Genomic DNA, 24,067 nt, shown 5'->3' on the forward strand with positions numbered 1-24,067 from the left:
CGCGATGGGAGCGTCGGGTCCTCGGCTGCGCCGCGCGCTCGTCGTCGGCGGCTCCCTCGGGGGGCTCAGCGCGGCGAACTGGCTGCGCGACGCCGGCTTCGCGGTCGAGGTCCTCGAGCGCTCCTCGCACCTGCTCGAGGACCGCGGCGTGGGGATCGTGCTCCACCGCTCGACGGTCCGCTACCTCCTCGAGTGCCGAGGCGTCGACCTCGACTCGATGAGCCTGCGCGTCTCGCGACTGCGCTACCTCGACCGTGCCGGCGGCGTCGTCGCCGACGCCGCGATCCGGCTGCGCTTCGCCGCCTACGGCGCCCTGTACCGGGAGCTGCTGGCCGCCTTCGGCACCGAGCACTACCACCTCGGGCACGAGGTCGTCTCGGTGCGCGACCGGGGCGAGCTCGCCGAGGTCGTCCTCGCCGACGGCACGACGCGCTCCGCCGAGCTCGTCGTCTGCGCCGACGGGATCCGCTCGGGCGCGCGCCGGGCGCTACTGCCCGAGGTGCAGGCGAGCTTCGCCGGCTACGTCGCCTGGCGGGGGGTGGCCCCGCTCACCGCCCTCGGCCCGGCGGCAGCCGGGTTGCTCGGCGACGCCATCACCTACACGATCATGGACCGCAGCCACCTGCTGACCTACCCCATCGCGAGCGGCGAGGGTCGCCTCGTGAACTGGGTCTGGTACCACAACGTCGAGACGGCCGCCGAGCTCGAGGCGCTCCTCACCGACGCCGAGGGGCGCGTGCACGACCTGACCCTGCCCGCCGGCTTCGCCCCGGCCGAGCGCGTCGCGGCGCTGCGAGCCCGGGCCCGAGGCGTCCTCCACGACGTCGTCGTCGAGACGATCGAGAAGACGTCCGAGCCCTTCGTCCAGGTGGTGCTCGACGTCGAGCCGAGCCGCCTCGCCTTCGGTCGGATCTGCCTCCTCGGGGACGCCGGCTTCGTCGCTCGCCCGCACGCCGCGGCGGGCACCGCGAAGGCGTGCGAGGACGCCTGGCACCTCGCCGCGGCGCTCGTGAAGCAAGAGGACGTGCCCGCGGCTCTCGCCGCCTGGGAGCCGGCCGCCCTCGAGCTCGGCGCCAACCTCGTCCGCCGCTCGCGCGAGGCGGGCATCCGGTCGCAGTTCGACGGGACGTGGCAGGTCGGCGACCCGCTCCCCTTCGGGCTCTACGAGGTGGGCGACAGTGAGCTCTGATCCGGGCGCCCGACCGGTCGGCGTCGTGGGGCTGGGCACGATGGGCGCCGCCCTCGCTCGCCACCTGCTCGCCGCGGGCTACGACGTCGTCGGCTACGACGTGCGGCCGGAGGCCGCGCTCGAGCTCGAGCCGGCGGGCCTGCGGCGTGCCGCCGACGTCGCCGAGCTCGCCCGGCAGGTGCCGGTCCTCCTCACCTCGCTCCCGTCGGTCGGCGCGCTCGAGGCGGTCGTCGAGGCGCTCGCCGGCTCGAAGGTTGGGGGGATCGACCTCGTGGAGGCGAGCACGCTGCCGCTTCCGGCGAAGGAGGCGGCGCGCGCCCGGCTCGCCTCCTGCCGGATCAGCGTCCTCGACTGCCCGATCAGCGGGACGGGGGCGCAGATGGCGCGGCGCGACGCGGTCGTCTACGCGAGCGGCGACGCCGACGCGCTCGAGCGCTGCCGCCCCTACCTCGAGGCGGCCTTCCGCACCGTCTACCTCGTCGGGGGCTTCGGCGACGGGTCTCGGCTCAAGTTCGTGGCGAACCTCCTCGTCGCCGTCCACAACGTCGTGGCTGGCGAGGCGATCGCCCTCGCCCGCCTAAGCGGCCTCGATCCCGCAGCCGTGCTCGGCGCGCTCGCCGACGGCGCCGGGAGCTCGCGCATGCTCGAGGTGCGCGGCCCGATGATGGTCGAGCGCCGCTACCAGCCGGCGACGATGCGGGTCGACCTGTTCAAGAAGGACCTCTTGATCATCGGCGAGTTCGCCCGCTCGCTCGGCGCGTCGACGCCCACCTTCGACGCCTGCCTCGAGGTCTACGAGGAGGCGCTGCGGCGCTCGCTCGGCGCCGAGGATACCGCGAGCGTCCACGAGGTCGTCCTCGACCCCGGTTCCGACCGTTGAGCGCCTTCGACCTCGCGCTGCGCGGCGGGACCGTCGTCTCGGGGACCGGGCGCGCCGAGCTCGACGTGTACGTGCTCGGCGAGCGCATCGCCGCGCTGGGTCCCCGGGGCGCACCCGCCGAGGCGCGCTCGACGCTCGACGCGAGCGGCTGCTTCGTGCTGCCGGGCATGGTCGACACGCACGTGCACCTCATGGAGCCGGGGGACCCGAGCCGCGAGGACTTCCCGACCGGCACCGCGGCCGCGCTGCGCCAGGGGGTGACGACGATCGTCGAGCACACCCACAGCTGGCCGGTCACCTCGCCCGAGCGCTACGCCGAGAAGCTCGCCCACCTGGCCGGCCGCTCGCACGTCGACTTCGGCCTCGCCGCCCACGTCTGGCCGGACCGCGACGACCTCGAGGCGCTGTGGCACGCCGGCGTCGTCTTCTTCAAGATCTTCACCTGCTCGACCCACGGCGTGCCGGGTCTCACCGGGGAGCGGCTGGCGGCGGCCTTCGAGGCGATCGGCCGCTTCGGCGGCAGCTGCCTCGTGCACTGCGAGGACGAGCTCCTCACCGCCGGCGCCGAGAACGTGCTGCGCGAGCTCGGGCGCGACGACCCGGGGATCCTCCCCGAGTGGCGCTCGCGCGAGGCCGAGCTCGCCGCCGTCCACCTCGTCGGCCTGCTGTCGCGCGCCTCGGGGGCGTCGGTCACCGTCGCCCACGCGAGCAGCGCCGAGGTGCTCGAGACGATCGAGTGGCACCGCCGCCACGGCGCACCGCTCGTCGCCGAGACCTGTCCGCAGTACCTGCTGCTGTGGGAGCGAGAGGTGCACGAGCACGGGGCGCTGCGCAAGTTCACGCCGCCGGCGCGCCTTCGCTCCACGACGGACGAGGAGGCGATGTGGGCCGCCTTCAACGCCGGCGCGGTCCACCACCTCTCGACCGACCACGCGCCCTCGACCCTCGCGCAGAAGGCGGCGGGGTCGATCTGGGACGTCCACTTCGGCCTCCCGGGCCTCGACACGACGCTGCCGCTCATGCTCGACGCGGCGCTGCGGGGGAGGACGTCGCTCGAGCGCGTCGTCGAGGCGTACGCGAGCGCCCCGGCGCGCCGCTACGGCTTGCGGCGCAAGGGGCGTGTCGCCCCCGGCTTCGACGCGGACCTCGTCGTCGTCGACCCCCGGGCGCGCCGGGTCCTCTCGGACGCCGCCGTCGTGTCGAAGGCGGGCTGGACGCCGTACGCCGGGCGGGAGGTCGTCGGCGCGGTGACCGTCACGGTGCTGCGCGGCCGGGTCGTCGCGCGAGACGGCGAGCTCACCGAGGAGCCCCGCGGGCGCCACCTCCCCGGGCCGGGTGCCCCGCCGCGCTGACGGAGGGCGCCGAGACCAGCCGAGCAGGGAGGGAGGGCCTCATGCAGACCGAGATGTACTGCTACCTCGAGGACCGCGAGCGGCGCGTCCTGCCGTCGAACGAGGCGTTCGAACGCTGGCTCGACCCCGATCGCAGCGCCATCGCCTGCATCGACATGTACCGCGGTCACGTCGGGCCCGACGAGCAGCTCACCTGCCCGGCGCCTCGGGCGCGCGCCAAGATCCCCGCCCACAACCTCTTCCACCGCCTCGCCCGCGACGTCGGCGTCCCCGTCATCCACGTCCAGCACTGGCAGCGCTACGGCGGCATCGACGACGCGAACTCCCGGCAGTTCAACCGCGGCGCCAACTGGCGCGTGCTCTACGAGCTCTACCTGCCGCCGAACCCGCTCATGCTCGAGCACTCGTGGGAGGGCACGAGGTGGCTCGACCTCATGGTCGAGGAGGCGCCGGGTGACTACTACGTGCGCACGAAGAAGCGTCTCTCCGCCTTCTACCCGACGGACCTCGAGTTCCTGCTGCGCCAGCTCGACGTGAAGAACCTCGTCATCACGGGCACCTACACGGACGCCTGCGACCTGTCGACCGCCTTCGACGCGGCGAACCGGGACCTGCGCGTGATCGTGCCGCGCGACGTCGTCGCCGGCTACAGCGCCGAGGCGGAGCACGCCGCGCTCTTGATCGTGTCGCTGCACCTCGGCCTCGTCGTCGACGCGCCGGCGCTCCTCGCGGAGTGGTACGCGAGGAAGGGACGCGAGCTGCCCGAGGCGCTGCGCTCGTGCACCGACATCTCGCTCGTCGCCGGCACCCTGGAGGACGGTGACGCGCCCGCGCCGGGTACCGGCAGGCGCTGAGCAGGCGCCGTCCGCGCCGGGACGGCATCGGATCGGCACGGTGTCACGCGCACGCAGACGTTCCCGTCGGGAGGAACGCCGAGAACGCCTCGCACAGCTCGGCGCGTGACGCTCCCTCCCGCACGAGGAGGTGGAGGAGGAGGCGAGCCTTGCAGCCGGCGAGCCACCCCGCGCTGAGCAGGCCTCGCCGTCGCAGGTCGCTCTCGCCGCCGACGAAGGCGTAGGTCGCCGTCAGGGTCGATCCGCCACCCGTGCGCGACGCGATCACGACCGGGATGTGCCGGGCGAGCTCCTCGAGGAGGGGCGCGACCGGCGCGTTCACGTGGCCCCCGCCGGAGCCCTCGACGACGAGACCCGCGTACCCGAGGGTGCGGATTGCCGGCACCCAGCGGCCGTCGTCCCCGAGCCAGACGCGCACGAGCGCCACGGCGCAGTCGTCGGGGCTCGCCAGCGACGCGAGGAACGCTGCCGAGCGCGGGCGGGCGATGGACTGCGGGAGCGGCGTGGGACGCGCGACGAACACCGGGCGTCCCTCGGACAACCAGCCGACCAGGGGATTGGAGGCGAACGCGGCGGTGCTCGAGGTGTGTCGCTTGGCCACGTAGCGGGCGGCATGGATCTCGTCGTTCATCACGACGAGCACGCCGCACCCGCTGGCCTCCCTGCTCGCGGCGACGGTGATGGCGGCGAGCAGGTTCGCGGGACCGTCGGCGCCGGCGACCGTCGGGTTGCGCATCGCGCCGGTGACCACGACCGGGCCAGGATGAGCCGCTCCGAGCAGCTCGAGGAGGAACGCCGTCTCCTCGATGGTGTCGGTGCCCTGCGTCACCACGACCCCTGCGACGCCGGCGGAGAAGCGCTCGGCGATCCGCTGCGCGACCTCGGCGATGTCGGCGACGGTGAGGTGCGATCCGGGGATGCGGCGGAGCGCGGCGGTCTCGATCGAGGCGACGTCCTCGATGCGTGGGACGGCGCGGACGAGCTCGGCCGCGTCCAGGCTGTGCTCGACGCCCGCCGGGGTGTCCGAGCCCATGGCGATCGTACCCCCGAGCGAGGCGACGAGGATCCTGGGCAGCGCGTTCACGCGATCACCTCCGGTGTGACGGCCGGCATCCGGGTCCGTCCGGGCCGTGGCTCACGGCGAGGGTCCGAGTAGCGCGAGCGCCGGCGTGCGCGCTCCAGTGGCGCGCGAACGGGCGGTCGGGCGCGAGGCCCAACCGTCCAGTTCCGGCCGCGGTGCCCGAGGCAGCCGTGGCTCGCCGCTCGTGCGATCGTCCTCCAGGCGCCGGAACGCCGTCGTGCGCGAGCGGGACGACCGAAGGACGACGAGCGCGCGCACGCGCGACGTGCCTTCGGCAAGGGGCGCCGGGACGGTCGCGACGCAGCCGTCTGCCGGCCCTCGCCGCGGCCGGTGTCCTCGGTGGCACCTCGCGTCGACCGCTTCCTGGTCGTCCTGTGTAGCAGGCTGCCGCACCGGCGCTTAAGCGGGCCAGCCTTGCGAGACGCGTCGGGCTCGTCGAGCAGCTCGGTGCGACCGCATCGGCGCTCGCCGCCGCGTCGCGCGCCGGGGGATGGGTCCGCGTGCTCCCCACCGCCTCGCGCGCGCCGGCCCGCGCCGCTGCGTGCATGGCGTGCACCCCCTTCCAGCGTCTCTCGATACCGCCAGGCCTCGGAGCGCGTGCCCGGCGCTGCGACCTCGCTCCTGGGCTCTTCGAGCGTGGGCGGCGGTCGGGCCTTGCGCGTGGCGGCGGTCGCTGTTAGCTTACTGATGATCTTTATGTCTGACAATCTGTATCGAAGAGCAGATCAACAGATTCTCTGCCGTCCGAGTCTCCGCGGGCGCTGCGTCCAGCTTCAGGGCCTTCGAGGCGGCGGGCGCTGCTGGAGGGGGGTCGTCGGCGGCGATCGTGGTGCCGCCGGGAGAGGCGTGGACGGTTCGCTGTCTGCTGCGGCGCAGCGGCTACCTCGGGCGGTGCCGGCAGCGTGGTGATCGAGGTCGTCGGCGAGGCCGAGCCTTCCACCTCGCGCTCGGCCGAGCGCGAGGGAGTGGGGGAACGCCGCTCGCGCGTCCGGCGCCGAACCCGCGAGCGGTTCGTCGTGCTCGCGGGTCAGCTCCTCGTCATCGGACTGCTCGTGCTCGCGATGCAGCTCGTGAACGCGAACTTCGGCGGTCTCACGATGCCCGCGCCCGGATCGGTCCTGCGCCAGCTCGGCCACCTCGTCCGAGACGGCGTCCTCGGTCGCGCCCTGGCGGAGACGCTCACGGTCTTCGGGATCGGCTACGGCGTGTCGCTCGCCTCCGGCGTGCTGCTCGGCATGGTCGTCGGCGGCTTCCGGACGATCGGCCGCATCTGGGAGCCGTTCATCAACGCGCTGAACGCCACGCCACGCGTGGCGTTCATCCCGCTGATCATCGTGTGGTTCGGGCTGTTCGTCGAGTCGAAGGTGATCGTGGCGTGGCTGAGCGCCTTCGTCCCGATCCTCATCAACACGGCCGACGGCATCCAGAACGCCGATCAGGACCTCATCGAGATGGCGAAGGCGCTCGGCACTCCGCGCCGCACCCTGTTCTGGCGCGTCCTCGTGCCCGCAGCGCTCCCGTCCATCCTCACCGGCGTCCGCGTCGGGGCCGCGCTCGCGATCCTCGGAACCATCGTGGCCGAGCTCTACACGGCGCAGGCGGGGCTCGGCGGTCTGCTCGCCGAGGCGGGCAACACCTTCCAGATGGCCGAGTACTTCGCAGTCGTGATCGTCCTCGCGGCGCTCGGCACCGCCGTCTCGGCGCTGCTGCGGATGCTCGAGCGTCGCTTCGCCGCCTGGCGGGTCGACTGGCGGGAGGGCTCGTGAGGCAGCAGGAGCCCCCGGTGGCGGTGGTCGAGGCTGCGCGCGGGGGCGAGGCGCAGGGCGCGCCGTCGGGTCGTCCGCAGATCGAGGTGCAGGGGGTCAGCCGCTGGTTCAAGGGCGGTCAGGTCCACGCGCTCGACCGGATCACCTTCGACGTCGCGGCCGGCGAGTTCGTGAGCGTCGTCGGACCGAGCGGCTGCGGGAAGACGACGCTCCTGCGCGTCATCGACGGACTCATCAAGCCCGATGCAGGACGCGTCCTGATCGCAGGGCACCCGCCGGTTCCCGGCCCGCAGATGGGCTTCGTCTTCCAGCAGGCCCGGCTCCTCCCCTGGCGCACCGTCCGCGCGAACGTGGAGTTCCCGCTCTTCGTGCAGGGCGTCCCCGCCGACGAGCGACGCGAGCGGGCGATGAACGTGCTCGCCACCGTGGGGCTGCAGGCGTTCGCGAACGCCTACCCGCACGAGCTCTCCGGGGGCATGCAGCAGCGCGTCGGGCTCGCCCGAGCGTTCGCGGTGGACCCCGCCGTCCTGCTCATGGACGAGCCGTTTGGCGCGCTCGATGCGATGACCCGGCAGTTCATGCGCCTCGAGCTGCTGAGGCTGTGGGCCCGCCTGCGAACCGCGGTCGTCTTCGTCACGCACGACATCGACGAGGCGATCCTGCTGTCGAACCGGATCGTCGTGCTGCGACCGCGGCCTGGCCAGGTCGACGAGATCGTGCGCGTCGACCTCCCCGAGGACCGCTGGGAAGGCGACGTGGAGGGCCTGCAGCGCTTCCGGGAGCTGCACGACCACCTCTGGCACCGGATCCGGTCGATGGTCGGCCAGAGCGCAGAGTGGGCGACGAGCGCGCAGGGCGGTGGGGGGAGAGGCGGCGAGCCCGCGCCGGGCGACGTGCGGCCAGGGCCAGGTGGCTCGTGAGCGGGATGTCGCATCGAGACCTCCCGAGAGGTGGTGGAGCTCCTGTGGCAGGCACGAACACGACCGAGCGACCCGAGCACGGCCTCGCCGAGCGCAAGCTGGCACGGCGCACCCTCGCGTCGCAGCTCCTCGACGAGCTGCGGGCGAACATCCTGTCGGGTCGCCTCGAGCCCGGCCATCCGCTCCCCGTCGAGCGTCAGCTGTGCGAGGCCTTCGGCGTCGGCCGCACCACGGTGCGCGAGGCGTTGCAGGGCCTGCTGGCGGCAGGTCTCGTGCGCCGGGAGGGCAACCGCCTCGTCGTCGTCGCCCGGCACGAGGTCTCGCCCGAGGAGGTGGACTACTCGGCCCTCGCGTCTCGCCTGTCGGTACGAGACGTCTACGAGACGAGGAAGCTCATCGAGGTCGAGATCGTTCGCCTCGCCGCCGAACGCCACACCGCCGCGCAGCTCGCCGAGCTGCGCGCGCTCCTCGAGGACATGGACCCGACGGACCCCGAGGGGTACCACGTCGCGAACGAGCGCTTCCACCAGGCGATTGCACGCATGTGCCCGAACCGGGTGCTCGTGGACGTCTACCTGTCGAACCACCACGTCTTCTTCAAGCTCCCCGCCTACTGGCGGCTCTTCGGGAGCGAGCCCCTCGCTCTCGGCGGCGGCCGGCGGGGCCACGAGGAGCTCTACGAGGCGATCGCCTCGGGGGACGGCGAGCGCGCCGCCCGTGAGATGTGGGTGCACCTCGACCGGGTCGAGCAGCGCTTGATCGAGCGGATCAGGACGGCCGCTGGCGTGGCAGATGGAGGAGCCGATGCGTAAGGGCTACAAGGTGGTCGACGTCGACACGCACGTCACGCCTTCGTTCGAGGTGCTGATGCGCTACGCGGACGACGCGCTGCGGGCGCGTTCCGCCGAGCTCGCCCCCTACGTGCGACGCACGACGCCGGAGCCGGGTCGAGGGCACCCCGAGCACGAGTACGGCGTGCTGCGGATCAACCCGCGTCCGTACCGTCGCGTCGCAGGGCGACCCGAAGGCGAAGAGGAGCGAGGGGGCGGCGCGGGCGCCCGCAGCGCCCTCGAGGGCCGCGTCGGGAACCTCGCGAGCGCGCAGCCGAGCATCGGCGTGCAGCATGACAACCCCTCGGGTCGCCTTGCCGACATGGACGTCGAGGGCGTGGACATCGACGTCATCATCCCGGGGACGTGGGCATGCGGCAGCACCGCGCTCGAGACGTCGCTGGCGAAAGGGCTCTACGACGCGTACCACCGCTACATCCGCGAGTACTGCTCGGCGGATCCTCGACGACTGAAGAGCGTGATCCTCGCGCCGGGCGCGGACCCGCAGTTCGCGGCAGCCACGGTGGAACGGCTCGCCGGCGAGGACTGGGTGGCTGCCGTGTGGCCGCTGCTTCCCGAGGGGCTGCCGGTCGACGACCCCGTCCTCGACCCGATCTGGGCGGTGATGAACGAGGCCGACCTCCCGATCGTCCACCACAGCTTCTTCTACGAGCCGCCCTACTTCCCCGGCTACCGGGACATCTGGGGCAACCTGGCGGTCGCCCGAACCGCGGCGCACGTGTGGGGGGCGCAGCGGCTGCTCGCCTACGTCCTCATCAGCGGCATGCTCGACCGTTTCGATCGGCTGCGAGTCGGGACCATCGAGACGGGTCACGGATGGCTCGCGCACTGGCTCGTGCGGCTGACGAGCCAGATCAGCTACGTCAAGGGTGCGGTGCCGCCGGACCTCAAGCACACGCCGCTCGAGTACGCCCAGATGGGCAGGGTCTTCTGCGCGGTCGAGGAGCACGAGGGCCCGGTCATCACCCGCGGCGTCATCGACGTCCTCGGCGAGGGGGTGCTCATGTACGCGTCGGACTACCCCCATCCCGAGTCGCACTTCCCCAGCAGCACCGACAACATCATCGCCTGGGAGCCGGAGCTCGGTGCATCGGCAGTGCGCCGGATGATGGGCGAGAACGCCATCGCCTACCTGCGGCTCGCGTCCTCGCCCTGGGACGACGGCGACGCGCGGAGCGCGTCGGGCGCGGCCGACAGGAACCGGGCCGAGGCTGCCGCGCCCGCCTCGTGACGCGGAGGTCGGTCTCGATGCACCCGGATCGCGCCCTCGAGTACGTGGCCTCGGCGCGTCGCATCGGCGCCGCACGGGATCTCGCCGTGACGGCAGCCGTCGTCGATGCCGCGGGGCACCCCGTCGCGGTGGTCCGCGGCAGCGGCGACCGTTGGCACGGGCCGTACATGGCGATCGGGAAGGCGCGGCTCGCTGCCGCCTTCCGGCGCACGACGGCGGACCTCCTGAGCGCCTGGGCCGACCGACCCCTGTTCGCGGCGAGCTTGCTGAGGGTCCTGCCGGAGGGCGTCACGCTCAACCCCGGCGGCTGTCCCATCTTCGAGAACGGCGAGTGCATCGGCGCGATCGGCGTCGGCGGAGGCAGTCCGAAGGAGGACGACGAGGTCGCCCGCTCGGCAGTCGCCGAGGCAGGCGGATCGCTCTCCTCCGACGGGGCGTGATCGATGGAGCGTGCAATGACGTTGCAGCAACTGCGCACCGACGACGCGCCGGTGCCGACGGGACCGTTCAGCCAGGGCGTGCGCGTCGGCTCGCTCGTCTTCACGGCCGGTCAGGCCGGCCGCAACCGTGAGACCGGCCAGATGGGCGACATCAAGGACCAGACGACGTGGGCGCTCCGCAACGTTGCGGCGATCCTCGCCGCTGCCGGGGCGAGCCTCGTCGACGTCGCGAAGGTGACGATCTTCGTGCGGGAGGGCAGCGACGTCCAGGCGCTCAACGCGGCCTACGTCGAGGCGTTCCGCACGGCCGGGTGCGGGGACTACCTCCCCGCCCGCTCGCTCGTCTTCGTGAGCAGCCTGAAGAACCCGGACATGCTCGTCGAGATCGAGACCATCGCCGCGCTCGCCTGACGTGGACCGAGTTGGCGCGACCGGTGGGCTGGGTGGCTGAGGCGATGGACGGCCTGCGCGCGGTGTCCGGGGCGGGCAAGGGGCCGGTCCTCGGGTGCCACGGTGCGGTGTCGGCCGGTGACCCCTTCGCGGCGACCGTGGCGACGGAGGTCCTCGCCAGCGGCGGCACGGCGGTCGACGCCGTCCTCGCCGGCGCCATGGTGCAGTGCGTGGTCGAGCCGGCGTGGTGCGGCCTCGGCGGTGACGCGTTCGCCCTCGTCTTCGAGCCGGGCGAGGGCGTGGTCGCGCTGAACGGGAGCGGGGCGGCCCCCGTCAAGGCAGGTTCGGCGACGGCCGGCCTCGAGCGTGTCCCGCGCTTCGGGCCGCTCTCGGTGGCGGTGCCGGGGTTCGTCGGTGCCTGGGACGCGCTCTTCAGTCGATTCGCGTCGCTCGCCCGTGCGGAGCTCGTCGAGCCGGCGCGGCGCTACGCGCTGCGGGGGTTCCCGCTCGACCTGGGCACCGCGGCGGCGGTCGAGCGAGCCGTGACCGATGCGGCCTCCGGCGCGGCGCCGGGCCTCGAGACGCTGCTGGCCGGCAACGGCCGTTGTCCCGGCGAGCTGTTCCGCCAGCCAGAGCTGGCCTGGACGCTCGGGGAGGTCGCCGAGCGCGGCGCGGCGGCCTTCTACGAGGGCGCGATCGCCGAGCGAGTCGCGTCGTGGATCGAGCGGCGCGGCGGGCCCCTCAGCCTCGAGGACCTCGGCTCGCACGAGACGGCCTTCGTGGACGTGGTGTCGGTGCGCTATCGCGATCGCCTCGTCGTCAGCAATCCGCCCGTGTCGCTCGGGATCCTGCTCCTCGAGGAGCTGGCCCTCGCTGGCGAGTTCGACGTCGCCGAGCTGCGCGCGCGCACGAGCGACCTCATCGACCTCCTCGTCTGGTGCAAGCGCGAGAGCTTCCGTGACCTCGCGCTCGTCGCGTCCGATCCCCCGGCGAGCGCCCGCTTCGGGGGGCTCGATCCGGCCACGATCGCCGCTCGCGCCGCCACCTACGAGACGGGTGCAGGTGCGGTCGCGGTGATGGAGCCGGAGCTGAGCGAGGGCACCGATACCACGAGCCTCGTCGCCGTGGACGCGCGCGGCCAGGTCGCCGTGGTGATCCACTCGCTCTTCAACGAGTGGGGGGCGCGGGAGGTCGTACCGGGGACCGGCGTCCTGCTGAACGACCGGCTCGCCGGCCTCCGGACCGACGCATCGGCGCCGAACGGGCTCCGGCCGGGCTGTCGGCCGGTGCACACGCTGAACGCGTACATGGTCCTCGAGGCGGACAACGTCGTGCTCGCCGGCGCGACGCCGGGCGGCCGCGGGCAGGTCCAGACCAACTTCCAGGTCCTCACGCAGGTCATCGACTTCGGCTCGGACATCCAGTCCGCGCTCGAGCACCCGCGCTGGCTGAGCGGCACGCCGCGCACGCCCGTGCCCGACGACCGTCTCCTCGTGGAGTCAGAGATGGGTGCCGCGGTGATCGACGAGCTGCGCGAGCTCGGCCACGACGTCGTCGTCGTCGACGGGTCGAGCGATCGAGCGTCGAACGACCTGTTCGGCGGGTGCACCGTCGTCGCCGCGGACCCCGCGAAGGGTGTGTACCAGGCTGCCGCCGATCCGCGCCGTCGGGTGACGGCGCTCGCCTGGTGACGCGCGCGCGAGGCGTCGGCGCGGCGAGCGCCGAGCCGGCGCCAGCCGACGAGGCGAGGAGGCACGGACAGGGGAGGAGCGAAGCACCGTGAGCATCGGGCAGGCGCCGGGGAGCGACCGGCAGGGCGGGGCGGCCCAGCCACGGCCCTCGTCGGGGATCGTCTACCCCTTCGAGATCAGGCGCGAGCTGTACGACTGGGCGAGGTTCTCGGACGAGGAGTACGCGAGGAGGCACCGCCTCGTCCGCGAGTTCATGGCAGAACGCGGCCTCGACTGCATGGTCTTCGAAGGGTCGAACGCGATCTGGGAGCGGGGCTGGGCGAACATCCGGTGGCTCACGAACTACATCGGCACGATGGAGCTCGACGCGCTCTGCATCTTCCCGCTCGAGGGCGACCCCACCCTCGCCATCCTCGGCCTGAACGCGAGGCTGCCGGATCGCATGGCGCGCTCGATCGTGACCGACATCCGCGGGGCGCTGAACACGACGCAGGTGCTCATCGGGCGTCTGCGGGAGCTCGGCCTAGAACGCGCCAGGATCGGCGTGGTCCCGGTGGCGCCCTACCTCTCGCTGCCTGCCGACCACGTCCAGGCGCTCACGAGCGAGCTCCCGAAGGTCGAGCTCGTCGACTGCAGCGATGCCTTCTGGCGTCTGCGGCTCGTCCTGTCGCCCGAGGAGCTCGCCTGCCTGGAGGAGGCCGGCAGGATCGGCGACGCGGCCGTCGAGGCCATCATCGACGAGCTCCGTCCGGGGATGCACGAGACCGACCTCTTCGCCATCATCTACGAACGGCTCGCCCGCGAGGGCGGGGAGCTCCCGACGATGGTGCTCGCCGCGAGCGAGTCGACGCGTGCGCCGGTCTCCGGCTTCCAGCGGCCCCGGCCGATCTCCCGGCAGATCCAGGAGGGAGACATCCTGCTGCTCGAGATCGGGGCGCGAGAGGCCCACGGGTACGAGGCGCAGACCGGCAAGCCGATCTGCTTCGGCGAGCCGTCTCCGGAGTTCAGGGAGATGCTGGACGTCTGCCTCGAGGCGTACGCCGCGGTGACGTCCGTCCTGGGGCCCGGTTGCGACGCGGCGAGGATCCGCGAGGCGGGCTCGGTGATCCACGAGCGCGGCTACAGCATCGTCGCGCCGCTCGTGCACGGGATCTTCAATCCGATCGACGCCGGGCCGTTCGTGGGAACCTCGCACCGTCCCGACAAGGACGTGGTCCTCCAGCCGGGCATGGCCTGCTGCGTGGAGATCCATCCGTGCAGCGCGGACGCGACCAGGGGCGTGTTCCTCGGCGACACCTACGTCATCACCGACGACGGGGCGCGCTCGGTGAACCGCCTGCCCGCGGAGGTGACCGTCCTGTGAGGTCCGTCGCTCTCCGCGTGCTCGACGAGGACCGCACCGTGCACGTGGACGTTGCAACGGTCGTCATCTGCGGCTACACCGGACGCGATCCGGCGGCGGTGGAGCGCCACATCGCCGAGCTCGAGGCGATCGGCGTGGCGCGCCCCGCATCGGTGCCGGAGGTCACCGTCCTCGACGGCGAGGTCGTGACGCAGGCCGCGCGGATCGGGCCCTACGGCGGCCGGTCCTCGGGCGAGGCGGAGCCCGTGCTCGTGTTCGGCGACGGGGAGTGGTTCCTGACGGTGGGCTCGGACCACACCGACCGGGACCTCGAGCGCACCGACATGCGCGCGGCCAAGGCGGCGTGCGAGAAGCCCATCGCCCGCGCCGCCTGGTCGTCCGGCTTCGCGGCGCCGGCGTGGGACGACCTGCGGCTCCGGAGCTTCGCGGGGCCGCACCCGGGCACCGCCTACCAGGACGCCATGGTCTCGTCGCTCGCTCCGTGCGAGGCGCTCGTCGAGCTCATCGCCGCGGCCGTCGACGATCTGGACGGGACGGTCGGGTTCTGCGGGACGGTGCCGGTCCTGACGGGCGACCTGCGCTTCGCCGCCGAGTGGCGGGTGGAGCTCGTGGCGCCGAGCGGCGCCGCCATCGCGTGCGACTACGTCGTGGGACCGGGCGCGTGACACGGGTGAGGGAGGCTCGATGAGGAGCGGAAGGGACTACCTCGAATCGATCGCCGACGCTCGGACGGTGATCGTCGACGGCGAGCGCGTCGAGCGCGTCGCGCAGCACCCGGCCTTCGCGGGGGTCGCGGCGTCGGTCGCCCGGCTCTACGACGAGGCGCACGATCGGGCCAACGGCATGGTCGCGACCTTCGGCAACGGCACGGTCGGGAACGCGGCGTTCCTCATCCCGCGCTCTCGCGAGGACCTGGCGCGCCGTCGCGAGGCGATCGCGCGCTGGGCGCGGCTGAGCCATGGCTTCCTCGGCCGCAGCCCCGACCACGTCGCTTCGTTCTTCGCCGGCTTCGCGTCCGCGCCCGGGGTGTTCGACCGCAAGCACTCCTTCGGGGAGAACGTCCGGCGGTGGTACGAGCGGATCGTCGAGGAGGACCTGTACGCGGCGTACGTGATCATCCCGCCGCAGGTCGACCGGTCGACCACGGCGCAGGGCTGGGACGAGCAGTTCCTGCAGGTCGGCATCGCGAAGGAGCGCGACGACGGCGTCGTGCTGCGCGGGTCGCAGATGCTCGGCACGGGCGCGGCGGTGGCCAACGTGCTCTTCGTGAGCTGCATCAAGCCCCTCGCGCCCGGCGACGAGCCCTACGCGATCTCGGTGGTCGTGCCGCTGTCGACGCCCGGTCTGCGCGTCTACTGCCGCAGGCCCTACGCGCTCGGCATCCCGAGCGCGTTCGACTACCCGCTCTCGGCTCGCTTCGACGAGCCGGACGCGCTCGTCGTCTTCGACGACGTCTTCGTCCCGTTCGAGAACGCGTTCGTCCTCGGCGACGTCGAGGGCGTGCGATCGCAGTTCTTCGACACCCCCGCGCACGTGCTCGGCAACAGCCAGGCCCAGATCCGCTTCGCCGAGAAGCTGAAGTTCATCGTCGGCATCGCTCGCCGGATCGCCGCGGTGAACGGGATCGACCGGCTGCCGCCGGTGCAGGGCGTGCTCGGCGAGCTGGCGGCCCTGGCGGCGGTCGTCGAGGGCATGGTGGTCGCGGCGGAGGCGAGCGCCGAGGCGAACGAGAACGGCGTGTTCTGCCCGAACCCCCGCTTCGTCTACGGGGCGATGGGCCTGCAGGCCGAGATCTACCCTCGGGTGCTCGGGCTCCTGCGCGACCTCGCGGGCGGCGGCGTGCTCCAGCTGCCCTCCTCCGCCCGGCAGCTGCTGCGCGAGCCGGACGCGAGCGACTTCGAGCGCTACGTGCGCTCGCCGGGGGTGAGCAGCGTCGAGCGCGTCAAGCTCTTCAAGCTCGCGTGGGACGTGATCGGCTCCGAGTTCGCAGGCCGCCACCAGCAGTACGAGATGTTCTACGCGGGGGCGCCCTTCGTCGTGAAGGGCTACGCCTACCGCAACTACGGCTACGAGGAGCCGCTCGCGCTCGTGAGCGACTTCCTCGCAAGCTACGGGCTCGACGAGGAAGGGCTCGGGGCGTCGCGATGAGCGCGGCACCGGCGGTCCTCGACGAGCGGACGTTCCGCGACCTCGCGGGCCGCTTCGCGACCGGCGTCGTCGTGATCACCGCCGAGGCTGCCCAGGAACCGGGCGGCTGCGCCGCCATGACGGCCAACTCCTTCACCTCGGTGTGCCTCGACCCGCCCACCGTCCTCGTGTGCGTGCAGAGCGAGAGCAGGACGGCACGGGCGATCGGCGAGAGCCGCCGCTTCGCGGTCAGCGTGCTGCGCCGTGGCCAGGAGGAGCTCGCGAACGTCTTCGCGCGACGCGGGGGCGCACGGGCGGGCCTGGAGCGCACCGCCTGGAGCGGGGGCGTGCCGGTCGTCCTCGACGCGATGTGCTGGTTCGTCTGTCGAGCAGACGCCTTCCAGCGTGCGGGAGACCACGAGATCGTGCTCGGCACCGTCGAGCACGCCCGGGCCGGTGCCGGTCACCCGCTGATCTTCTACCGCGGTTCCTACGACGAGCTCGCGGGGAGGACGAAGGACGCGGAATGGTGCTGGTACTCGTGAGCGCGGCCGCGCCCGGCGGCGGGCAGGTGTGGGGGTAGCGGTGGGGAAGCCGGAGTACGAGTTCTTCGACCCGCTGCGCCAGCCGCCGGGGACCTGGCGCGCGCCGGAGGGAGACCGCAGCGGCCAGCTCTCGGAGCTCGTGCTCGCAGCGGACCTCGCGTCGGGCGACGTGACCCGCCTGCTGCGCTTCGCCGTTGGCGCCGACACGAGCGTGAACGGAACGCTCAGCCACGACTTCTGGGAGGAGGTGTGGATCCTCGAGGGTGCGCTGCACGACCTGCGCCTCGACCGCGTCTTCGACGCGGGCTCCTACGCGTGCCGCCCCCCCGGGATGCCGCACGGTCCGTGGCGCGCGCCCGCCGGCGCGCTCACCCTCGAGATCCGGTACCGCCGAGATGCGTGACGACGGCCGGGTCGGCGAGCACGGCGAGGCCGGCGCGCCCGGGGGTGAGCGCCTCGGTGTCCTCGACACGAGCTTCCGACGCGCCCTGCAGCGCCTCGACGGCGCGGGGCGTCTCCGCAAGGTGGAGCAGGCACTCGAGCGCGACCTCGAGGTCGCGGGCGTCATGCGAGCGCTCGACGGCGGCGAGGCACTCCTCTTCGAGGCCGTGAAGGGCGCGACGATGCCCGTGCTCGGCAACTTCCTGGCGTGCAGCGAGAACGTGGAAGCCGCCTTCGGGCTTCGGCGCGAGGAGGTCCGGTCCGCCATGCTGCGGGCCCTGTCGTCCCCGGTGGAGCCCGTCGTCCTCGAGCGACGCCCCGACGACCGCCGCATCTACCGGGACGGGATCGATCTCGCGGCGCTGCTGCCCGTGCTGCGCCACACGCCCGACGACGGTGGCTACTTCATCACGGCCGGCGTCGTCGTGACGGTGGACCCGGAGATCGGCGTCCCGAACGCGTCCTACCACCGCCTCCAGGTCGTCGGGCCGAGCACCACCGCGATCAAGCTGGACTACGGCCGGCACCTGCTCGCTGCCTACGAGGCGGCGTGCCGGGCGGGCAGGCCGCTCCCCGTCGCGGTGTGCCTCGGCACCGACCTCGCGCTCATGCACGCGGCGGCGTTCATGGGCTCGCAGGTCCCCCGGGAGGTGAGCGAGCTCGACGTGGCGGGAGGGCTGCGCGGTGCCGGCCTCGAGCTCGTCCCGTGCGTCTCGCAGCCGCTGGCCGTGCCGCTCGAGACCGAGATCGTCCTCGAGGGGGCGATCGTCCCGGACTCCTCCGTCCACGAGGGCCCGTTCGCGGAGTTCATCGGGTACCTCTCCGAGGCCGGTCCGGCGCCGGTCCTCGAGGTCACCGCCGTGTCGGTGCGCGCCGACCCCGTCTACCACGCCATCAACGGCGCGGGCCGCGAGACGGTCATGCTGCGCAAGTACGTCCTCGAGGCGGCGGCGCTGCAGGCGCTCAGGCGGGCGGTCCCGATCGTGACCGACGTCGACCTGACGGCGGGCGGCCTGCACCGCTTCCACCTCGTCGTCCAGGTCGCGAAGGCGAGCCCGCAGCACGACGGCTGGCAGCGCAACGCCATCCTCGCTGCCTTCTCGGCCCTCAAGGACCTCGACCTCGTCGTGGTCGTCGACGACGACATCGATCCGCACGACCCGGCCGACGTCGAGTACGCGATCGCGACGCGCATGGAGGCGAGCAGGGATCTGCTGGTCCTCCCCGAGGCGCGCGGGCACGAGTACGTGCGCGTCTCGCGCGGCGGCCAGCGCACGAAGCTCGGCATCGACGCCACGGTCCCCTACGGGGAGCGAGCGCGCTTCGCGCGCGCTCGCTTCAGCGAGGTTGCGCTCGATCCCGGCGCCGTGCGGAGCGCGAGGGGCAGCGCGTCCCTGCCGTGGCTGACGGCGTGAGGAGGCGAGCCGGCGATCTGCGCCAGCCCCTGGCAGTCGGAGCAGGCAGCAGGCGAAAGGAGGGGGGCACGTCCGTTCCGAGAGTGAAGTGCACGACATGGCAATCGAAGGATGGTCGCTCGCTCGCGGCGACGTGGGCGCGCGACCGCGGACGCTGCGGCGGCCGGTCTGGACGGCCGTCGCGTGGACAGGAGAGAAGGTGATGGGAACCACGTTTGCGTCTCGGACCCATTGGCGTTCGAGGGCGTCGCGCTGCGCCGCGGCGGTGGCGTTCGCGGGGGCCGCCCTCGCGATGGGAGCGCTGCCTGCGGCAGCAGCCTCGCGCGCCGCGCGGCACAGCGTCGCCAGGAAGGCGGTTCGGTCGCTGTCCGTCGCGGTCGACTCGACCGAGGTGACGCCGATCCCGAACGGCGTCATCCAGCTCGGCGCCGACACCGGCTACTACCGGCGGAACGGCCTGAACGTGAAGCTGGTCACACTGGAGGGGACGACGGAGGCCGCGCAGGCGCTCGCCTCGGGCGAGGTCGACGTGGCGAACCTCGACACCTCGGAGGCGCTCGAGCTTGTCGCGCAGCACCTCCTGACCCTGAAGGCAGTCGATTCCACGGGCTCCGCCCCCGACTACGTGCTCGTTGCGAGGGACAGCATCAAGAATCTCTCCGATCTCGCGGGTGCGACGTACGCCGGGCTCGGCGCGGGTAGCGAGCCGAACTTCCTCTTCGGCTACCTGCTCGCTCGCAACCACATCTCGTCGAGCAGGGTGCACATCGACAACGTCGGCTCGCCGCTCGCCCGGATCCTCGCAGTCGTGAACGGGCAGGCCGACGCGACGATGGTGTCGGACGCGCAGTGGTCGAGCCTCACTGCCCAGCAGAAGGCCGGCCTGCACCTGCTGCTCAACCAGCTGCAGTTCCTGAAGGCGGTGCCGTTCCAGGCGAAGGTGAACGTCGCGGCGGCCTCGATCGTGAAGAAGGACGCGCCGGCGATCCAGCTGTTCGTCACCCTGACGATGAAGCTGTCGCGCTACTACTACACACACCCGAACGACTGGGCAGCTGCGGTCGCTCGGCAGCGTTCGGACCTCGTCTACGCGGCCCTCGCGAACCTCGCCCACCAGCAGGGGTTCAAGCAGCAGTGGTGCGTGAACGGGTGCCTGAACCGGACCGTGATCGCTCGGACGGCAGCGCTCCTGTTCCGTTCGGGGGCGCTCCCTCCGGGCACGTCGCCCGTCGGCATCAATTCCTGGATCGACGAGACCTTCGTGCAGCGCGCGCTGCATCAGCTCGGCGTCATGAAGGGCGTCGACAAGCCGTGATCGACGCAGCGCGTCGCGCGGTGGGGCGGTCGACGCCTGGCGGCGTCTAGGTGGACCGATCGCCCCGGGGCTCGGACGCGCGCCCCGGGGCGATCGCCTCGCCGAAGGTCTCGGCGCGTCGTGGAGGAGGAGCGGGAGCGAGGTGGCCGCCGTGCAGCACGCATCGTCTCGGGCAGCGGCGCGCCTCCGGTCGGCGTGGAGCACCCCCGAGCGCAGGCGCGATGCGCTCGTGGTGCTCCTGACCGTCGTCACGGGGATGACGGACGCCGTCGGCTTCGTCCGACTCGGCGGGGTCTTCACCAGCGTCATGACGGGCAACATGGTGCTGCTCGGCATCGCGGCCGCACGGCGGACCGCGCCGCTCGCGCTGCACACCGGCGTCGCCTTCGTGGGCTACGTGGCGGGCTCGATCGCGGGTGCGAGCATCGCTCGCCGGCCGGAGCCGAGCGACGGAACGTGGCCGGCACGGGTGACCACCGCCCTGCTGGCGGAGATCGCGCTGTTCGCAGCCTTCGCCGGCGGCTTCGAGGCGGCGCACGGCAAGCCGACGGGTGTGGCCGCTGCCGCGCTCCTCTCGTGCAACGCCGCAGCGCTCGGGATCCAGAGCAGCGCCGTGCTGCGCTTCGGGGTCTCCGGCCTCTCGAGCACCTACCTCACCGGCACCCTGACGAACCTGCTCGCCGGGCTCGTCCACTCGCCGCGCGGGGCGTGGCGAGGGGGGCGCAACCTGGCACTGCTCGCCGGCCTCGTCGTCGGGGCCGCCCTCGGGGCCTCCCTGTGCGTGCGCGCCGCGTGGAGCGAGCCGGTGGTGCAGCTCGGACTGGTGCTCGCGGTCGTTGCCGCTTCGGCAGCGTGGTTCCGCGAGCGAGCACCGAGCCAGGCGGGCCGCGCGGAGCTGGCGCGTCGATGAGCGTCGGCGAGCCGAGGACGAGCGTGCGGCGCATCGTCGTGGGGATCTCCGGGGCGAGCGCCCCGCAGCTCGGGATCGCCTGCCTCGCAGCCCTGCGCGAGATCGGCGGGATCGAGACGCACCTCGTCATCAGCGAAGGAGCCCGGCGCACGATACCGCTCGAGGCGAACCTCGAGGTCGACCAGGTGGAGGAGCTGGCCGACGCCTGCTACGAGCCGAGGGACCTGGCGGCGCCCATCGCGTCCGGCTCCTTCCGGACGATGGGAATGATCGTCATTCCGTGCTCGATGCGGGTGCTCGCAGCGGTCGCGACCGGCAACAGCGGCGATCTGCTGGCGCGGGCCGCGGACGTGACCCTGAAGGAACGCCGGCCGCTCGTCCTCGTCTGCCGCGAGGCACCGCTGAGCCTCATTCACCTCCGGAACATGGAGACCGTTACCCTCGCCGGCGCGACGGTTCTTCCCCCCGTCCTCGCCTTCTACCACCAGCCGAAGTCGGTCGACGACGTCGTCGCTCAAATCGTCGGCAAGGCCCTCGACCAGTTCGATATTCAGCACGACCTCTATAGACGATGGTCGGCGGCGCCACTGGAGCAGTGACAGCGGCTGGAGCCACGACACGTATTGTCCGAAAGTGTCGTCCGAGCGGCCGCGGGCTCATGAGCTCGTGAGGTCTCGTACTCCGGACTCGGCGGTCGTGTCGATTCGCCGCAGTGCGTGCATCGTGAGCTCCTGCTCGGCCTTGGACGGCGTCGCGAGGCGGTCCCCGCAGGTCGGCATCGTGACGGTGCGGCCGACGCCGACCTCGGCCTCGTAGCAGTCGGTCCGACCGTCGGTGTGGTGGACGCGCAGCCGGGCCAGCGACCACCCGTCGTCGTTGCTTCGCTCGACCTCCCCGTCGCGCGAGGCGTCGAGGACCTCCCAGCCGCGTTCGGCGATGACCGCTCGCTCGAGCACCTGCAGCTGGGGCGAGGCGAGGCCGGCGCACCCGCGGTAGTGCGCGAGCACGGCGTCGGCCGCACCGGCGCGATCGAGGATGTCTCGCAGTGTGTCGGCGGTGAGATAGCCCCACACCGTGCCCTCCGGCAGGACGATGGCCGTCGGCGCGAACCGGTGGCCACCGGTGTGGCTCGTTCGCCAGAAGGTCGTGCCGGCTGCACCGAGGATCGAGGCGACAGCTGTAGGGCCTTCCGGTGCGCGTCCTGCCAGGCCGAACTGCGTCACGAGCGCCGTACCGAGCGACCCACAGCAGCGGTCCCGCCGCCCGTGCGTGCAGATCAGGACATCACGTGCCGCCGGTTCCGGGTCCGAGAGCGCGCTCGGTGCGTCGTCGACCCCGTCCTCCCGGGCGCAGGCGCGCAGCAGCTCGAGGGCCGCCTCGACGAGCTCGTCGGGATGGGCGCGAAGCGACTGGCGGCGGTAGCGGGTGAACGGCCCGCGCGGCGCGAAGTAGCAGATGACCGAGCGCTCGGGATCGTCGCCGGCGACGAGCGCTTGGAGACGAAAGCGAGCCGCCGACGAAGCGGCTGCGACGGGTGCGAGCTCGGGGATCTCGCCGACGTCACGCGGCCACGGGAGTGGCCACTCGATGAGCAGGTACCCGCGGTAGTTGCCGGCGGTCCCGATGGGATCCAATGCGATGGATCGGGAGAAGGTCGAGCACCTGAAGTCCTGAGCGTCGGTCACTGCTGTCAAGGCGTCCACGATTCCAACCATAGCAGTCGATCGAGTCGGCGCCGAGAGGGAAAGTACCGACGCCAGTGAGTACGGAATAGCTGGGGATGATTGGTCGAGTGTCCACACCGCTGGTACTGCCGGTGCGCGTGCGCTGTGCGCGAGCGCGACGCGTTCAGGTGGCGCCGCGGCACCGACGCCGTCGCGCAGGCCCGCTCGCCGGCAGGATCGAGGCGACGCGCTCCGGCGGAGCCGGTCGGCGCGCGCCGCGCGACGAGGCCATTGGACTCGCACCGTGTGCGCAATGAGTCGCAGCTGCGAGGCCCACCGGGGACGTCCCGACGGAGCGCGGATCCTGCTACGACGGCCGATGCCGAGCGAGGCGGCGAGCGGCCGTCGCGGGTGCGGAGCGCTCCCCGGACCGAGCTGGCCCGAGGTGGCGCGACGGTGCCGGCGCGGGGTTGCCCAGCCGGCAGCGCGACCGGCGCGTCGACGAGGCGCAGTGACCGCTCCCGCTCGACGGCCGTGACCTGGCGGCGTCGCCGACGCTGTGCCTGGCCCGAGGCCGGCGTCGGCCGGGCGCCTGCTGCGAGCGGCCGTCCGGCTGTTCGAGCCCCGGCTGGCGGCGGCGTCGGACTGCCGAGCGCGCCCTCGCGGTCGATGTGCGCCCCGACGACGGGCGAGCCGGCGCGCCCCGTCGGGGGCCACGCGCGCCCACGTCCGGCCGGCCTACGGCCCGCTGCGGGCGGCGCTCCGGCGGGGCGGTGGCGGCGCGAGCGGCGGCGATGCCGCAACGGCGTCGACAGCCTCGGCTCGCGCGAAGGCGAGCGCGGCGCCCAGGAAGCGGAACGCCCACTCCTCGGCGAGGGGTCGGGTCTCGCAGAAGACGATGGGGACCCCCGGGTACCGGACCTGCACGGCAGCGAGGAGCTCGACGACCCACCCCGGGCGGACGTGCTGCAGCTTGAAGAGCGACGAGTACCGGTCCTCGACGACGAGGGCGGCGCGCGGCGTCGTCGAGAGCTCGGCGAGCAGGAAGGCGAGGCTGCCGTCGACGAGGCTCGCCGCGAGGTCGGCGAGCGACTTGCGCTCGACGACGGCGACGAGCTCGTCGCCGAGGAACACGCCGTAGTCGCCCACGGCGAGCGCGCGGCGCTCCGTGCGCAGCTGCTGGCGCGCGAAGCGCCACGGGTAGCGCTCGCGCGTGTCGACGGCGACGACGAGGTCGCCCTGGCCGGAGGCGCGCCGCGTCGGGACCCGCACCCCCGGGCGCGCCCGGGCGGCCGTGCGCGGCGACTGCCACAAGATGAGCTCCCGGCCGCGTCGCGCCGTGAGGACGAACTGGCTCCGGTTCTCCCGGCCGCGCGCGAGCACGAGGTCGATGGCCGAGCCGCGCCGGACGCAGGAGCGCACGGGGACCTCCTCGAGGATCTCGGGGTCCTCCGGCCAGGCGTCGGCTCGGTGGCAGTAGACGGCGGCGGTGCGAGGCCAGCGGTCCCGTGCCTTCAGGACGACCGCCCCTCCAGGCAGCGGGAGGCGCAGGAGGTAGGGGAGGCGGGAGGCGGGATCGGGGTTCGCCGCGACCAAGAAGCGCTCCACGCCCACCATCATCGCCGGGCGGGCCGGCTCGCGC

The 24,067-nt window shown here is 72.9% G+C and carries 23 protein-coding genes; 20 read left to right on the forward strand and 3 right to left on the reverse strand.

The window, feature by feature from the left end:
- Positions 1-4: 4 nt before the first annotated feature.
- Genes VKV23_00735 through VKV23_00750 form a run of 4 tightly spaced genes read left to right on the forward strand, consistent with a single transcriptional unit; the run spans position 5 to position 4,275 of the window.
- Complete coding sequence (locus VKV23_00735) at positions 5-1,189, forward strand: hypothetical protein (GenBank protein HLI14562.1); 1,185 nt, start codon at positions 5-7, stop codon at positions 1,187-1,189.
- Positions 1,179-2,069, forward strand: coding sequence for an NAD(P)-dependent oxidoreductase (locus VKV23_00740; protein ID HLI14563.1), 891 nt, complete (start codon positions 1,179-1,181; stop codon positions 2,067-2,069). Before VKV23_00735 ends, VKV23_00740 begins: the two co-directional genes overlap by 11 nt.
- Positions 2,066-3,421, forward strand: a complete 1,356-nt coding sequence (locus VKV23_00745) for a dihydroorotase family protein (GenBank protein HLI14564.1) — start codon at positions 2,066-2,068, stop codon at positions 3,419-3,421. The genes VKV23_00740 and VKV23_00745 overlap by 4 nt, the downstream gene beginning before the upstream one ends.
- 41 nt (positions 3,422-3,462) lie before the next feature.
- Positions 3,463-4,275, forward strand: coding sequence for an isochorismatase family cysteine hydrolase (locus VKV23_00750; GenBank protein ID HLI14565.1), 813 nt, complete (start codon positions 3,463-3,465; stop codon positions 4,273-4,275).
- Between the two features lie 43 nt (positions 4,276-4,318).
- Here the strand turns inward: VKV23_00750 and VKV23_00755 are convergent, their stop codons facing one another.
- The gene (locus tag VKV23_00755; GenBank protein ID HLI14566.1) at positions 4,319-5,359 is read right to left on the reverse strand and encodes an asparaginase; all 1,041 of its coding nucleotides are present in this window, start codon (positions 5,357-5,359) and stop codon (positions 4,319-4,321) included.
- An 899-nt stretch (positions 5,360-6,258) separates the two neighbouring features.
- Here VKV23_00755 and VKV23_00760 point away from each other — a divergent pair.
- From VKV23_00760 to VKV23_00835, 16 genes are all read left to right on the forward strand, one after another.
- Positions 6,259-7,122 (forward strand): ABC transporter permease, encoded by an 864-nt coding sequence (locus VKV23_00760; protein ID HLI14567.1) that lies wholly within the window; start codon positions 6,259-6,261, stop codon positions 7,120-7,122.
- A 17-nt stretch (positions 7,123-7,139) separates the two neighbouring features.
- Positions 7,140-8,042, forward strand: a complete 903-nt coding sequence (locus tag VKV23_00765) for an ABC transporter ATP-binding protein (GenBank protein HLI14568.1) — start codon at positions 7,140-7,142, stop codon at positions 8,040-8,042.
- Positions 8,043-8,086: 44 nt separating this feature from the next.
- A complete protein-coding gene (locus VKV23_00770) occupies positions 8,087-8,854 on the forward strand; it encodes a FadR/GntR family transcriptional regulator (protein HLI14569.1) in 768 nt (255 codons plus the stop codon).
- Positions 8,847-10,124, forward strand: coding sequence for an amidohydrolase family protein (locus VKV23_00775; protein HLI14570.1), 1,278 nt, complete (start codon positions 8,847-8,849; stop codon positions 10,122-10,124). The genes VKV23_00770 and VKV23_00775 overlap by 8 nt, the downstream gene beginning before the upstream one ends.
- On the forward strand, positions 10,121-10,564 hold the full coding sequence (locus VKV23_00780) for a heme-binding protein (GenBank protein ID HLI14571.1): 444 nt from the start codon (positions 10,121-10,123) through the stop codon (positions 10,562-10,564). The genes VKV23_00775 and VKV23_00780 overlap by 4 nt, the downstream gene beginning before the upstream one ends.
- Positions 10,565-10,579: 15 nt before the next feature.
- A complete protein-coding gene (locus VKV23_00785) occupies positions 10,580-10,975 on the forward strand; it encodes a RidA family protein (GenBank protein HLI14572.1) in 396 nt (131 codons plus the stop codon).
- 32 nt (positions 10,976-11,007) lie between these two features.
- Complete coding sequence (locus VKV23_00790; GenBank protein HLI14573.1) at positions 11,008-12,645, forward strand: gamma-glutamyltransferase; 1,638 nt, start codon at positions 11,008-11,010, stop codon at positions 12,643-12,645.
- Positions 12,646-12,733: 88 nt separating this feature from the next.
- Positions 12,734-14,008, forward strand: coding sequence for a Xaa-Pro peptidase family protein (locus VKV23_00795; GenBank protein HLI14574.1), 1,275 nt, complete (start codon positions 12,734-12,736; stop codon positions 14,006-14,008).
- Positions 14,005-14,673, forward strand: coding sequence for a DUF2848 family protein (locus tag VKV23_00800; GenBank protein HLI14575.1), 669 nt, complete (start codon positions 14,005-14,007; stop codon positions 14,671-14,673). Before VKV23_00795 ends, VKV23_00800 begins: the two co-directional genes overlap by 4 nt.
- Before the next feature lie 19 nt (positions 14,674-14,692).
- Positions 14,693-16,156: a 4-hydroxyphenylacetate 3-hydroxylase N-terminal domain-containing protein gene (locus VKV23_00805; GenBank protein HLI14576.1), complete on the forward strand. Its 1,464-nt coding sequence runs from the start codon at positions 14,693-14,695 to the stop codon at positions 16,154-16,156.
- Positions 16,153-16,680 carry a flavin reductase family protein gene (locus VKV23_00810; GenBank protein ID HLI14577.1) on the forward strand — a complete coding sequence of 176 codons (528 nt, stop codon included), beginning with the start codon at positions 16,153-16,155 and terminating at the stop codon, positions 16,678-16,680. The genes VKV23_00805 and VKV23_00810 overlap by 4 nt, the downstream gene beginning before the upstream one ends.
- Before the next feature lie 40 nt (positions 16,681-16,720).
- Positions 16,721-17,083: a cupin domain-containing protein gene (locus VKV23_00815; GenBank protein ID HLI14578.1), complete on the forward strand. Its 363-nt coding sequence runs from the start codon at positions 16,721-16,723 to the stop codon at positions 17,081-17,083.
- Positions 17,076-18,536: a UbiD family decarboxylase gene (locus VKV23_00820; GenBank protein HLI14579.1), complete on the forward strand. Its 1,461-nt coding sequence runs from the start codon at positions 17,076-17,078 to the stop codon at positions 18,534-18,536. The genes VKV23_00815 and VKV23_00820 overlap by 8 nt, the downstream gene beginning before the upstream one ends.
- Before the next feature lie 391 nt (positions 18,537-18,927).
- Entirely contained in the window at positions 18,928-19,851 is a 924-nt protein-coding gene (locus tag VKV23_00825) for an ABC transporter substrate-binding protein (protein ID HLI14580.1), read from the forward strand.
- A gap of 232 nt (positions 19,852-20,083) precedes the next feature.
- On the forward strand, positions 20,084-20,761 hold the full coding sequence (locus tag VKV23_00830) for a YoaK family protein (GenBank protein HLI14581.1): 678 nt from the start codon (positions 20,084-20,086) through the stop codon (positions 20,759-20,761).
- Positions 20,758-21,360, forward strand: a complete 603-nt coding sequence (locus tag VKV23_00835) for a UbiX family flavin prenyltransferase (GenBank protein ID HLI14582.1) — start codon at positions 20,758-20,760, stop codon at positions 21,358-21,360. Before VKV23_00830 ends, VKV23_00835 begins: the two co-directional genes overlap by 4 nt.
- 57 nt (positions 21,361-21,417) lie before the next feature.
- On the opposite strand, the gene VKV23_00840 is transcribed toward VKV23_00835, so the two are convergent.
- Complete coding sequence (locus tag VKV23_00840; protein HLI14583.1) at positions 21,418-22,464, reverse strand: sucrase ferredoxin; 1,047 nt, start codon at positions 22,462-22,464, stop codon at positions 21,418-21,420.
- 699 nt (positions 22,465-23,163) lie between these two features.
- Positions 23,164-24,033: an ERCC4 domain-containing protein gene (locus VKV23_00845; GenBank protein ID HLI14584.1), complete on the reverse strand. Its 870-nt coding sequence runs from the start codon at positions 24,031-24,033 to the stop codon at positions 23,164-23,166.
- Between the last annotated feature and the right edge of the window lie 34 nt (positions 24,034-24,067).

The organism is Acidimicrobiales bacterium, from assembly GCA_035294085.1.
In the GTDB taxonomy this organism is placed as follows: Bacteria; Actinomycetota; Acidimicrobiia; order Acidimicrobiales; family Bog-793; genus DATGLP01.